Annotated in this window: 13 protein-coding genes; 9 read left to right on the plus strand and 4 right to left on the minus strand. The window is 41.9% G+C overall.

The window, feature by feature from the left end:
• Nucleotides 1-30 precede the first annotated feature (30 nt).
• A complete protein-coding gene (locus BM232_RS09500; protein ID WP_091713942.1) occupies nt 31-342 on the plus strand; it encodes a DUF3861 family protein in 312 nt (103 codons plus the stop codon).
• Here BM232_RS09500 and BM232_RS09505 read toward each other — a convergent pair.
• On the minus strand, nt 339-1,268 hold the full coding sequence (locus tag BM232_RS09505) for a DMT family transporter (RefSeq protein WP_091713944.1): 930 nt from the start codon (nt 1,266-1,268) through the stop codon (nt 339-341). The genes BM232_RS09500 and BM232_RS09505 overlap by 4 nt on opposite strands.
• 99 nt (nt 1,269-1,367) lie before the next feature.
• Between BM232_RS09505 and BM232_RS09510 the strand changes: the two genes are divergently transcribed.
• On the plus strand, nt 1,368-2,261 hold the full coding sequence (locus BM232_RS09510; RefSeq protein ID WP_091713947.1) for a LysR family transcriptional regulator: 894 nt from the start codon (nt 1,368-1,370) through the stop codon (nt 2,259-2,261).
• Between the two features lie 24 nt (nt 2,262-2,285).
• On the opposite strand, the gene BM232_RS09515 is transcribed toward BM232_RS09510, so the two are convergent.
• Nucleotides 2,286-3,557: a cation:proton antiporter gene (locus BM232_RS09515; protein ID WP_091713950.1), complete on the minus strand. Its 1,272-nt coding sequence runs from the start codon at nt 3,555-3,557 to the stop codon at nt 2,286-2,288.
• A 712-nt stretch (nt 3,558-4,269) separates the two neighbouring features.
• On the opposite strand from BM232_RS09515, the gene BM232_RS09520 reads away from it, so the two are divergent.
• The 5 genes from BM232_RS09520 (at nt 4,270) to BM232_RS09540 (ending at nt 9,617) form a co-directional block, all read left to right on the plus strand.
• Nucleotides 4,270-7,827, plus strand: coding sequence for an acyl-[ACP]--phospholipid O-acyltransferase (locus BM232_RS09520; protein WP_245752878.1), 3,558 nt, complete (start codon nt 4,270-4,272; stop codon nt 7,825-7,827).
• Between the two features lie 41 nt (nt 7,828-7,868).
• Nucleotides 7,869-8,474, plus strand: coding sequence for an HD domain-containing protein (locus tag BM232_RS09525; RefSeq protein ID WP_091713955.1), 606 nt, complete (start codon nt 7,869-7,871; stop codon nt 8,472-8,474).
• Between the two features lie 43 nt (nt 8,475-8,517).
• Nucleotides 8,518-8,667 carry a DUF3096 domain-containing protein gene (locus BM232_RS09530; RefSeq protein WP_091713957.1) on the plus strand — a complete coding sequence of 50 codons (150 nt, stop codon included), beginning with the start codon at nt 8,518-8,520 and terminating at the stop codon, nt 8,665-8,667.
• Between the two features lie 74 nt (nt 8,668-8,741).
• On the plus strand, nt 8,742-9,365 hold the full coding sequence (locus BM232_RS09535; protein ID WP_091713959.1) for a LysE family translocator: 624 nt from the start codon (nt 8,742-8,744) through the stop codon (nt 9,363-9,365).
• A 48-nt stretch (nt 9,366-9,413) separates the two neighbouring features.
• Nucleotides 9,414-9,617: a (2Fe-2S)-binding protein gene (locus tag BM232_RS09540; RefSeq protein ID WP_091713962.1), complete on the plus strand. Its 204-nt coding sequence runs from the start codon at nt 9,414-9,416 to the stop codon at nt 9,615-9,617.
• Here BM232_RS09540 and cysZ read toward each other — a convergent pair whose 3' ends face one another.
• Together cysZ and queF are read right to left on the minus strand one after the other, a co-directional pair.
• Nucleotides 9,618-10,349, minus strand: coding sequence for a sulfate transporter CysZ (cysZ, locus tag BM232_RS09545; protein WP_091713964.1), 732 nt, complete (start codon nt 10,347-10,349; stop codon nt 9,618-9,620).
• 111 nt (nt 10,350-10,460) lie between these two features.
• Nucleotides 10,461-10,850 (minus strand): preQ(1) synthase, encoded by a 390-nt coding sequence (gene queF / locus BM232_RS09550; protein ID WP_091713966.1) that lies wholly within the window; start codon nt 10,848-10,850, stop codon nt 10,461-10,463.
• 61 nt (nt 10,851-10,911) lie between these two features.
• On the opposite strand from queF, the gene BM232_RS09555 reads away from it, so the two are divergent.
• A complete protein-coding gene (locus BM232_RS09555; protein ID WP_091713969.1) occupies nt 10,912-11,730 on the plus strand; it encodes a cell division protein ZipA C-terminal FtsZ-binding domain-containing protein in 819 nt (272 codons plus the stop codon).
• Nucleotides 11,714-13,732, plus strand: coding sequence for an NAD-dependent DNA ligase LigA (gene ligA / locus BM232_RS09560; protein ID WP_091713972.1), 2,019 nt, complete (start codon nt 11,714-11,716; stop codon nt 13,730-13,732). The genes BM232_RS09555 and ligA overlap by 17 nt, the downstream gene beginning before the upstream one ends.
• Nucleotide 13,733: the final 1 nt, after the last annotated feature.

Below are 13,733 nucleotides of genomic sequence, written 5' to 3' on the forward strand. Positions count from 1 at the left end.
TATAAATTGATATGTAAGGAGTCATTGCTGATGAATAAACCGATGAGAGTTACACTGCAGCCTGTCATTAATCAGGACAGCAATATCTATTCAGTCTCACCAATATCATTTTACATAGACGAGCAGGATGAATTATTTCTTCTGGCTGAACGATTGCAACAGCGGGGAGACTTTAACGCAGAGTCAGCAGCCTCATTTGCATTGGGATTAAAATTACTGAGTGATGTGATGGCTGAAAAGAAACATAAAGCTATTTTTTCTGACTTCCAGCCATTTTTCTCACACTTTCTGGATTTAATTAAACAAGCTCATCAGCAGGAAATAGTTAGTCATTGTGGTTAACTATTCACTGGTCTTAATGGCTGTTTGTATCGTAAAAACAAGTTGTTTGAGATCAAGGCAGTGATCACAATGGCTGCACCTAATATTTCTGCATGGCTGAACGACCGACCATGAAGCACACCGATAGTAAATGCCGTGATCGGAACAAAATTGATAAACAATACGCCATTTACTGGCCCAAGCAGTTTAATCCCGGCATTCCAGCTTAATACAGCAACTAATGCCCCCAGAATGACCAGATAAGCAATAGTCCATTGAAGTTGGTCGATGGTGGCTAGAGTCGGTGGATGAATATCCTGATTCATAGTCAAAACAAAGGTGATAACGCCTATAGCAATAGCACCAAGCGTACAGGTAATAGTGGTATAACGCAGTGGTGACCATTCAGGAAAACGTTCTGCACCCATGGTGTAAGCAACCCAACAGATAGAGCCGCTCAGAAATAACAAATCCCATTCCAGTTTACCGCCGGCAAAGGCTTGTTGTGGATGACCACCGGTGATCACCAGAAATACACCAAGAAAGGCTGAAACAATCGTCATCAGTGTAAAAATATGTGGTTTTTGACCTTTTAGAAACCAACTTAATAACACCGTTATCATTGGCATCATCGCGACAATCACAGCACCGTGTTCTGGTTTTGAATGTGTCAGCCCGGTGAATGCCAGTAGGTTGAATCCAGCAAACCCCAATGTACCAAGGAAAAGTAACGATAAAAATCTGTTATTCAACTGAAAGGCTTTTCTGCCTTCAACACACCACAATATAGCGATAAACAGAATGGCAGCAATGCCATAGCGGATAAGCGTGATGTAATAAGGATCGATAATATTCAGAGCAGGTTTGGCAATAGGGAACATGCCTCCCCATGAGAGGGTGGCAGGCAGCAACATCAATATGCCCCAGGTAATATTTTTTGTATCCATAACACTATCCTTTTTCGATACAAATATTGTAACCTTTTCTTTAAAATACATAATTACTGTTTTTAGAAAATTATTGTTTCTAAATGTTAAGGAATAGCTATGCAATCTCTGGATGATATGGTGATCTTTGCCGCGATATGTGACGCCGGTGGATTCTCTGCTGCTGCAAGAGAACTCGGAATTTCAACACCTGTTGTCAGTAAAAAAATAACAGCGTTAGAAAAAGCACTTGGTGCCAGATTATTGTTCCGCTCAACGCGTCGGATAAGCCTGACGGAAGAGGGGCGGATTTTTTATCACCATTGTCGTAAAGTGATATCGGTAGCCAATGAGGCTGAAGCGGCGGTGACGTATTTAAACGATACACCGCGTGGTTTATTACGTATCACGGCACCCGTATCATTTGGCTCACATCAGGTTGCTGAAGCTATTACAGGTTTTCTTGATGTTTATCCTGAAGTCAGTATTGAAATGGATGCCAGTGATAGAAGAGTCGATCTTGCTGATGAGGGTTATGATATTGCTATTCGCTTAACGCGAGAGCCACCACCGTTATATGTGGCTAAACAACTGTATACCACTCATCGCGTTGTTTGTGCTTCACCTGCGTATTGGAAGAAGTATGGTAAACCTAAAATACCAGCCGACTTAGCTGATCATCAGGCTATTGTCTATACGCCTAATCCTAACTATAACCAATGGATTTTTGATAAAAACACAGAAACAGAAACCGTCGCGGTGAAAGGACGTTTTAGTGTCAATAATACTGATGCAATGTTAGAAGCGGCTATCGGTGGTATGGGAGTCATTATGCTGACTTCCTACACGGTAGATAAAGCAATTGCATCAGGGCAATTAGAAGCGGTACTGGAAGAGTATGAGACACCGGGTCCCAATATTTATGCGATGTATTTACCTACTATGTATTTGTCGAGCAAAGCCAGAGCATTTATCGACTATATGAAGGTATGGTTTCAGAAAAAAACGACATGACATTGAGCCATGTCGTTTGTTAATTTAAACCGCTTTTTGAGCCTCAATACTGCGTTTGATCAATGGTGCAATTGTTGAGCCCTGAACAACGATTGAGAAGATAACCACTACATAGGTCATCATCAACAATACGGTGTGATAATCGACACCATTTACAAACAACACTTCTTTGGGAATAGAGGCTGCCATGGCCAGTGCTAGACCGCCACGCAAGCCACCCCAGGTTAGGATTTTAATGGCGTGTGCATCGTAAGTTCTGAAGCGTTTAAAGCCCATATACGGTATGGCAACGCTGACAAAACGAGCCAGAAGCACCAGTGGAATCATCAGCAGACCCAGTCCAATCTCTGTCAGGCTCACTGGCATAATAACTAACATCAGGCCGATTAACAGGAACAAAAGGGCGTTCAGGAAAGCATCGACCGTGTGCCAGAAGTGTGACAAGGTAAACTGGCTGTGCTCAGAGAAGCCGACTGTACGAGTAATGTTACCGATAACGATGCCACTTACCACCATGGCTAACGGGCCAGAAACATCAATCACATTGGCTAATGCATAGCCTGCACTTGGAATACATAAGGTAATCAGTAACTCAATACTGGAGTCATTACTGCGACAGATACACCAGTGAGCAACAAAGGCCAGCACAGCACCGAAGACGATACCACCAACTGCATCAACTAAAAACAGTTCTGCGACGCCAGAAAAAGTAGGTTCGGCACCAGAGAACGCTAAAGCAAAGATAGTGGTAAATACTACCAGACCCACACCATCATTAAACAGTGACTCACCTTCGACCTGCACGGAGATTTTTTCTGGTGCATTCATTTTTTTGATAATTGCCAGTACGGCTATTGGATCTGTCGGGCTGATTAAAGCACCGAATAACATGCAGTAAATTAATGGCAGTTCCCAACCAAGCAAACCTAATACCCAAAAACTGGCATAGCCAATCAGTACGGTAGAAAGCAGGGTAGAGAACAACGCCATGATAGTGATTTCCCAGCGTTGTTGACGAAGTAAATGTAAGTCAATTTCTAAGGCGCCAGCGAACAGGAGAAACCCTAACATTCCCTTTAATAACAAAAGGTTAAAGTTTAAACCATGAAAGGCTTCGCTGATCGATGCCGCCAGATCATTACCGCCAAATTTAATTAATGCCATCAACAGAAGTGACATGGCAACAGAGCCTGTCGTGATAGCTATGGTCGTTTGCAACCTCAGTAGATATTGATTTGCAAAGGCAATAAATACCGACACCGCCGATAAAAAGCAGAGAAAATACCAAGCGTTCATGGGTTGCTCCAAATTTTAAATTTTAAGATCTGTTTTCAGAGCAAACGCGTGAACGCTACTGTGAGAACAGTACTTAAATATTGACCAAATCTATGGTGTGTGTAGAGCCGGATTCTGGCAATTTGTTCCCGACCACATAGTCATAAGATGTAATCGTTGTGATACAGCATTGTTATCACAGAAGTGATGCCAAAATTGGAATTTGCTAATAGACAAATCGAGGTGTGAGACCATGCTACTTCCGCTCTGAACATTTCACCAGCCGCCCAGACAATCGCAACAAGTTTAATGTTATTCCAGCAGCCTGTAAAAACTAATTTTGCTAGGGTTAATCATTGCCATGAATGAAGCCCAGTTTGTATTGAATAATAGAGCTGGCCTGTTTTATATGCGCGAACGTCATATATCAAAATAGACATAAGCTGCGACAATTAAGAAGCAGCACGCAGGGATAATATACGAAATCGTGGTGTGAAGTTATCGACTAAACTCTATTGTAAATAACGACTCGCTTACGCTTCAATTTCACCAACCTTCTGCAGGTATTGAATGGTATAGGTCAAGATACAGATCTGTGCAGCCACGCCTCAGATAGCAAAGCAAATAATTAATAATAAAAATATGGCGTTTATCACGATAAACAACGGCTTTAAGTTTAGTCATATTCTCTCCTCAGACTTGCCTGTCTTTTATGGGGATTATGAATGAAGTAATGAACGACACTCTCTCAGCTAACTATCGTTTGTCTGGTATCAGAATCCAGTCATGTACTTCCCTAATACTAAATGGCTGTTGTATTGTGTTGCCTGTCGTTGATTATTTGTGCATGCAAGCACTATTTGCTATTAAGGGATTTCTATTATTCAGTCTGATTGCCTTTTTAAATGCCTTTGTCGATTTAGGGCATAAGATACTGATACAAAACACCATTTTTAAAACTTATGACGGCGATGTGCAGATCATGCTGTCAGCCCTGGTCAATGCTTTAATCCTATTACCATTTATATTGATGATGACGCCTTCATCATTTCTTGCTGATAAATATCCAAAGAATAAAGTGATGCAATACAGTGCTTTGTCTGCTGTCGTTGCGACCGTTCTCATTACCGTTTTTTATTATCTTGGCTGGTTCTGGGCCGCTTTTTTGATGACGCTGGCTTTATCTATTCAAAGCGCCATTTATTCACCGGCCAAATATGGCTATATAAAAGAGCTGGTAGGCGTAAAAAAACTTGCTTCAGGCAATGGTGTTATTCAGGCTGTCACCACTACGGCAATTTTACTGGGGACGCTGGCATTCAGTTTTGGTTTCGAGTCATTACTCAGCCATCAGTATTATCGCCAACCCGAGGATATCTTGCCATTGATTGCCCCACTGGGCTGGGTTTTAGTGATCTTATCCACGGTAGAGTGGGTGGCAGCATTAAAGCTTGAACAGAAATCAACGATAAGAAAAGAGCAGAAGTTTAATACTAAAGCCTATCTTAGCGGCCAATCAGCAGTCGGTATTATGAAAGATCTAACTAGTAACCAGGTTATCTTTCGTTCGGTTATTGGTCTGGCCGTATTCTGGTCGCTTTGTCAGGTAATGCTGGCAACATTTCCTGCTTTTGCTAAAGATATTGCTGGTATTGATAATACGGTCATTATTCAAGGCACAATGGCCTTTGCAGGTCTTGGCATCGTGCTCGGTGCTTTTATGGCTGGCAAGGTGTCATCTAACTATATCGAAACGGGGCTTATACCAGTGGGAGCGATGGGGGTTGCATTAACTGTCGCTTTTGTCAGTTTTGCCATTACACCCTTTTTACAGGCAGTGAACTTCTTTTTGCTTGGGGTATTTGGCGGTCTTTATCTGGTACCACTCAATGCCTTGATTCAATATCATGCTAAATCGGCTCAGATGGGGCGGATATTGGCTGGTAATAATTTTGTACAAAATATCGCCATGTTGTCGTTTTTATTTTTAACGATACTCGCTGCCTATGCGGGCATGAATAGTCTGGGTATTTTTGCCATTTTGTTAGCCGTGGCACTAGTTGGTGCGATTTATACTATTACTCAATTACCACAGTCATTAGCGCGTCTGGTTGTCTCGACGGTGTTTTCTATGCGCTACCGTCTTACAGTACTGAATATGGAAAGCATTCCGGCAACGGGTGGGGTATTAATGCTGGGTAATCATATCAGTTGGATTGACTGGGCGATTGTACAAATGGCGAGCCCACGCCCACTTCGATTTGTGATGGCAAAATCGATATATGAACGTTGGTATCTTCGTTTTATTTTTGAATTCTTTAATATTATTCCTGTTGGCAGTGGTGCCAGTAAACAAGCACTGGATGCTGTTAAGGAAAGTTTAAATAATGGGGAAGTTGTTTGTTTATTTCCAGAAGGTGCCATCAGCCGTAATGGCCATTTAGGTGAATTCCAGCGTGGATTTGAAGTCGCCGCTGCTGATGCCAACGCGGTAATAGTACCATTCTATCTTCGAGGTTTATGGGGAAGTCGCTTCTCACGCTCCAGTGACCGTCTGAAAACCTTACGCAGTAAGCAGTCTTTTTCAGATTTAATCGTTGCTTTTGGCAAGCCTTTACCAATTAACTCAGATCGTTTTTCTGTCAAACAAGCTGTTTTACAACTCTCTGTGGACGCCTGGACAAGCTACACCGAAAGCCTTGAAACATTGCCTGAGGCAATTATTAAAGGTTTAAAACGTCAGGGTAGTGAAATGGCTGCTGCAGACATTATTGGCTCGACTACCAGCGGCCATCGGATGCTAAGTGCAGCCATTTTATTTTCTAAAGCAATACCGGATGACTGCAAGCAAAATATCGGTATTTTAATGCCAAGCTCCAGTGCCGGCGTTATAGCCAATATTGCCAGCTTGTTAAATGGAAAAACATTAGTCAATCTTAACTTTACTGCCACATCAGAGGCACTTTCTGGCGCCATTCAAAAAGCTGATATAAATACGATTATTACTTCCAGAAAGTTTATTGAGAAACTCAGCAATAAAGGTTTTGATACCAGTCTTATCGAGAAGGCTGAGCATGTGCTTTATATGGAGGATATGCGTCAGAACATCAAGAAACGCGACTTTATCAGCATGATGCTTTTTGTACGTCTGATGCCAATAGAAGTTATCAAAGCATGTTATATGAAAGCGGTAAAAGCTAACGATCCTGCGGTGATTTTATTTTCATCAGGCAGTGAAGGCACACCGAAAGGTGTATTGCTTTCACATCGTAATGTTATAAGTAATATCAAACAGGTAGCAGATGTTCTTAATACAGAACGTGATGATGTGATTATGTCAGTTTTACCTTTATTCCATGCCTTTGGTTTAACGGTCACCACATTTTTACCGTTGGTAGAATCATTGCCAGTGATTTGTCATCCAGATCCAACCGATGTCAGAAATATTGCCAAAGGTATTGCTACGTTCCGCGGCACTATTCTTTGTGGCACATCCACCTTTTTACGAATGTATGTGCGTAATCGTAAAGTGGAACCCTTAATGCTGGAGTCATTACGTATCGTCGTATCTGGTGCAGAAAAACTCAATCTGGAAGTACGTGACAGCTTCAAAATTAAGTTTAATAAAACCATTTACGAAGGCTACGGTGCAACAGAAACTACACCGGTAGCCAGCGTCAATATTCCGGATAAATTGGCTCCCGATACCTTAACCACACAGGTTGGCAGCAAACTAGGTACTGTTGGTATGCCATTACCGGGCACGCGCTTTAGAATCGTTAACCCAGAAACCTTTGAAGATTTACCTGCGGATGAAGATGGTTTGATTCTAATTGGTGGTAATCAAGTGATGATTGCTTATCTTGATGATCCGGAAAAAACTGAGTCTGTTATCACTGAACAAGATGGTGTGCGTTGGTATCATACCGGTGACAAAGGCCATCTTGATGAAGATGGTTTCCTGGTGATTGTTGATCGCTATTCGCGTTTTGCCAAAGTAGGCGGGGAAATGATCAGTCTTGGTGCTATCGAATCAGCAATCAAGCCGCATATCAATGAGGAAGTAGAAATTCTGGCAACTACAGTCGCTGATGATAAAAAAGGCGAAAAAGTGGTGTTACTCTACACTCAACAAGATGCCGAAACAGAGATTAAACAGACCATCAGTGAGCAATTATCACCACTGATGCAGCCCAACAAACTGCTTTATGTCACGGAAATTCCAAAACTGGGTACGGGTAAAACGGATTTGAGTGCCGCCAAAAAATTGGCTGAACAGGCTGATGAATAATCTGACGAAATGATAATCGTAATGAATAAACAGGTGGATTAATGACGAATATACGTCAGATGACCGATTTTTTACTGGAATTGGATGCCTTAAAACATATTAATCGCCGTAGTTATATTAGTGGTGGTGAACGTCTGGAAAACTCAGCTGAGCATTCCTGGCATCTTGCTATGGCTTGCTGGAATATTGCTGAGCATTTTCAGTTAAATGTCGATATGGCGAAATTACTGCAATATGCGCTTGTGCATGATTTAGGTGAAGTTGATGCCGGTGATACGTTTCTTTATTCAACGGAAAGAAAAACGGCTAATGAAGCTGAAAGACAATGCGTAAAGCGGTTTTCAGAACACAAAGGTAATCATATTCAGAATTTACTTAGCGTATGGGATGAGCAGGAGTTTGGTGACAGTATTGAAGCAAAATTAATGAAAGCGGTAGATAGGCTTTTACCTTTCTTATTGAATATTGCCGCTCAAGGTAAAACATGGAAGTTACATCAGATTAAAGCTTCTCAAGTAAAAAAAGCTCACGCATTTATTGCTGATGATTTCCCGGAACTCCATCAATGGCTTAGTGAGAATATTAAATTTGCTACTGAGCAGGGCTGGTTATTAGCTGATGATTCAGCGGAAGTTGCCAGTGAATAGCCTCTACAGGCATACTCATTCGTTCCAATAAAAGGAGAGAAATATGACTTTAGCTCTAACCCCACTGATTTCACTAATTGCCGGGATTTTAATTCTTCTGGTACCACGTCTGTTAAGTTATATCGTTGCGATTTACCTGATTATTATTGGTTTAGTTGGCTTGTTCGGAACCAGCATTAACTTGACCCCATAAGTTAATAACTCTAATCATGAATAAGCCTCGATATACCATCGGGGCTTTTTTATGTTTATCTTAATTAGCCAGCAATGACATTCTCTGACGGTATCGGCTTATTTTTAATGCTTGCTGCAATGGCAGCTTTGCCAAGCATAAGCGTTATGCTGGTTGTCTCACGCACTTTATCTGGCGGTGTTAAACAGGGCACTATGGTCAGTTTGGGAATTGTGCTGGCAGATTTACTTTATCTGTTACTAGCGATTTTTGGACTGACATTCGTGGCCATATGGCTCGAACAGTATTGGTGGCTATTACAAATAATGGCGATTATGATCTTAATACTGTTCAGCTATCAGCTTTGGCAAACTCGTCAAAGTAATACCGTTATTGCAACACGCAAAGAATGCAATACATGGGCAAGCTTTCTGGCTGGCTTCACTTTAACGATAGTCGATACTAAAGCGATTATGTTTTATCTTGGCATATTGCCCATTTATCTGGGCAGTAGCGATATCACATTATCTTCATTACTGATGTTGTTAATTACTACAGCAATTGCGGTAGCTTCGGTAAAATTAGTTTATGTCTTTCTTGCTAAACATGTGCAACAGCATATTGCTGTTTTACAAAAAAGTTATCGAATTATGTCTGTTATTTTATTTTTGGCAGCGTTGTGGCTAATCGTGAATATGGCTCTCAGTAAAATCAATTAATTAACATATGGCATAGACAGCAATCATATAAAGGTGAAGGGTAGAAATATGAGTGATGATAGCCAGACACGTCTGGATGAAGTCATCTGTGATTGTAGCGGGACAACCCGCAGCAAAATAGAAAGCCTGTTTGAACAGGGGATTGTGGATATTGATACTATTTCCCGTAAAACAGGCGCAGTGTCGGGCTGTGGCTCATGTGAGTGGGATATTGAAGCCCTATTGGATGAATTAGTACAGCAACATTCCTGATTAGGATTTTAGATTTTCTATATACAACTTGGTTGCACCTGCCACGGCAGCCGGAATGACCAAAAAGTTAACAATAGGAATCATGGTCGCGATTAATGTGGCAAAACCAAACCCCAGTGCCAGACTGCGGTGCTGACGAAGTTTCTCACGTTGTTCTTTAAAACCTAATAAATGATTTCCCATCGGGTAATCATGATAATCGAGTGCTAAGGTCCAACTTGATAAGAAAAACCATAAAACCGGGGCGATAAGGTTCAGGCCCGGAATCCACGATAACAATAATAAAGGCAGCATCCAACGCAATAAATATGCTGTTTTGCGCAGTTCGTTCATCACCATTTTGGGTGTGTCTTTGATGACTTGTGTCCACGGCATATCCGGTGGACTGGTACCTGATTCCTGTTTTTCAACCATCTCAGCGAGAATGCCGTTAAATGGGGCTGCAAGAATATTGGCGATAATGGAAAAAGTAAAAAAGACAATCAAGGCCAGCAAAATCACAAAAAGCGGCCAGATAATCCAGGTCAGAATACTTTCTAACCATGCCGGTAGTGAGCTCGGCATTAATGCGTCAAGCCAACCATTAAAATGCGATAAACCAAACCAGATAGCGCCACTGAATAACAGGGTATTAATCAGCATGGGTAAATAGGCAAAAGGTCTGATGCCTGGCTGATTGATTAGGCTGAATCCCTGAATTAAGTAACGTGCGCCTTGAATCATTTTTCGCATAATTGCCTCATTCAGTGTCGCAAAAATAGCTTCACGACGATTAGATGGTTTAGATTAAAGTGTATGACAAAAGCGGTATCAGTAAAGACCGATACCGCTGGATAAACATTCCTATGGAAGGGTAACAGGTTCTGGAGCAACCCAGCCTTCTTTACGATATTCCGCAACCACAGTGGTATAAACACCACCACGGACATTAAATATGCCTGTAATACGCATAAATCTTGGCTGACATGCTGCAACCAAATCATCAAGGATAGTGTTGGTCACTTTCTCATGAAATGCGCCTTGGTCACGGTATGACCACATATATAGTTTGAAAGCTTTTAATTCAACGCATTTTTCATCTGGCACATAGTCGAGTTTGATTGTGGCAAAATCGGGCTGTCCAGTCTTTGGACACAGACAGGTAAATTCAGATGTTTCGATGTGAATGGTATAATCGCGCTCCGGTGTTGCATTATCGAAAGTTTCTAATTGTTTGCTTGGCTGTGTAGACATGGATGCTCTCTGAAGTAATAAAATAAACGACTATTATCTCTTAAGTGAAAGATTATATTAAGTGTCAGAAATAATTATCCTCATTATTGTTATCGTCATCGCGTTTGTTGCAGCTAGTTGGTATGCCAACCATAAAAGCCAACAACGTGCCAAAGAGTTTGAGCGTGAACTGGATCTTCACAATGCTGAAGATGAAGAATTTAATGAACGCTTTGATGCCCTTTTTGAGCAAGAATTACAAGAGCAAACACCTCGTTCTACTTCATCATTTAGTGAAACTGAATCCAGTGAGGTAGACATTGATTTGTTTGATGAACCATCATCACAAATAGAAGATGACCATGTCGATTTAACTCCACCAGTTCAAACACAAGAACAAGAAAAACCGACTAAAAAAGCCAAGCCAGAACTTGCGCCAGCTCAAGACTGGGATATGGTGATTGCGTTTACCATCATGGCTGATTCAGGCACGATGTTTTCAGGTAAAGCGGTAAAATCGGCTCTGGAAACACAGGACTTACATTTTGGTGATATGCAGATCTACCACCGTTTTACTCAAGGCTCACGGAAGCAGTCGTTATTCAGCGTTGCTAATATCATTGATCCCGGCACACTTTTGCCCGATAAGTTTGTTTCCATGTCGACACCTGGCTTACTTATCTTTGCGCGATTACCCGCGCCTATTAATGGTTTGGCATTGTTTGATGATCTATTGGATACGGCTAAAAACATGACGCAATCACTGGATGGCGTGCTTTGTGACGAAACTCGTCAACCAGTGAGTGATGAAGCCATTGAGTCGATGCGTACCAAAATATTTGAATACCAAAAGTCCGTCCAAGCCGAAAGTGATCATCTGTCGAATGACTATTTCAATTGATATTAAGCAGCGTGCTGCAGAATTACGTGATCTTCTCAATCATTACAGCTATCAGTACTACGTACTCGATAATCCTGAAGTACCCGATGCGGAATATGATCGCTTATTCCGTGAATTGCAAACGATAGAGAGCGACTACCCAGAACTATTATCTGCCGATTCACCTACACAGCGTGTAGGCGGCCAGGCACTGGATAAGTTTGATGAAGTACAGCATGCCATTCCAATGTTGTCTTTAGATAATGTCTTTGATCAGCAGGAATTAACTGCTTTCGATAAACGTGTTCGTGACTGGTTAAATACCAATCAACAACAAACCTATGCAGCTGAGCCCAAACTTGATGGTCTTGCTATCAGTATTCGTTATGAGAATGGCGTCTTAGTACAGGCAGCAACTCGCGGCGATGGCTCAACAGGTGAGGATGTGACTGTTAATGTTCGCACCATAAACTCTGTACCATTAAAGTTACAAGGCGAACATATCCCTGCGGTTGTTGAGATCCGTGGTGAAATTTTTATGCCCAAAGCCGGATTTGAAAAATTAAATCAGTCTCAGTTGGCGAATAATAAAAAACCGTTTGTGAACCCAAGAAATGCGGCAGCAGGATCATTAAGACAACTTGATTCGAAGATAACTGCATCCAGACCGTTGGAAATTTATTGTTACGGAATAGGCGTAATTGAAGGCATTTCTCGTCCAGCGAGTCATTCTGCTGCGATGAGTTTAATAGCAGAGTGGGGATGTCGAATTTCCCCTGAACTTAAAGTATTAGATGGCTTAGAAGCCTGTCAGCAGTATATTGATGACCTGGCACAACGTCGTGATAGTCTTGAGTATGATATCGACGGTGTAGTGTTTAAAGTCGATGACACCATATTGCAGGAACGACTTGGCTTTGTCTCGCGGGCGCCACGTTGGGCTATCGCCTATAAATTTCCTGCACAAGAAGAAATGACTACGGTTGAAGATATTGAGATTCAGGTTGGTCGTACTGGCGCTTTGACCCCAGTTGCCCGCTTGAAACCGGTATTTGTTGGTGGTGTGACAGTGTCCAATGCCACACTTCACAATGAGGATGAAATACGTCGTAAAGACGTGCGTATCGGCGACACCGTTATTGTTCGTCGCGCCGGTGATGTAATTCCTGAAGTCGTGAAAACAATTATCACAAAGCGTCCTGATGATGCGCGTGAGTTTGTGATGCCGACTGCTTGTCCTATTTGCGGTTCAGATGTGGAACGCGAAGAGGGTGAGGCGGTATCACGCTGTAGTGGTGGCTTATTCTGTGCCGCACAACGTAAAGAAGCGATCAAACATTTTGCTTCAAGAAAAGCCTTAGATATCGATGGTCTCGGCGATAAGTTGGTTGAACAACTAGTCGATGCGGGACATATCAAAGATGTTGCTGACTTGTTTTCATTAGATGTTAAAACTATCGCCAATCTGGATCGGATGGGACAAAAATCTGCTGAAAACCTGGTAAATGCATTGAATGCAGCGAAATCAACACGGTTTCAACGCTTTCTCTATGCCCTTGGGATTCGGGAAGTAGGTGAAGCAACAGCTCGTGCTTTGGCATTGACTTATGTCAGCCTGGAAGAACTTATGCAGGCATCTTCAGAAAGCCTAATGGAGATTGAAGATGTGGGCCCTGTGGTAGCTCATCATATTGAAACGTTTTTTCAGCAAACACATAATCGCGAAGTCATTCAGCGACTGTTGGGTAAAGGGATTCACTGGCCAGCTGAAGAGAAAAAACAAACGAATACAGCCTTAAGTGGTAAGACCATCGTTTTAACCGGTACATTACAGACATTATCCCGCAGTGAAGCTAAAGAAAAATTATTAGCTTTAGGTGCAAAAGTTGCTGGCAGTGTGTCGAAAAAAACAGATTATGTTGTTTCTGGCGCTGATGCCGGTTCGAAACTGACAAAAGCTGAATCACTTGGAATCGACGTAGTGGACGAAGCAACATTACAGCAATGGCTAACACAGGAATAAT

Source organism: Methylophaga sulfidovorans (genome assembly GCF_900114205.1).
Lineage (GTDB): Bacteria > Pseudomonadota > Gammaproteobacteria > Nitrosococcales > Methylophagaceae > Methylophaga > Methylophaga sulfidovorans.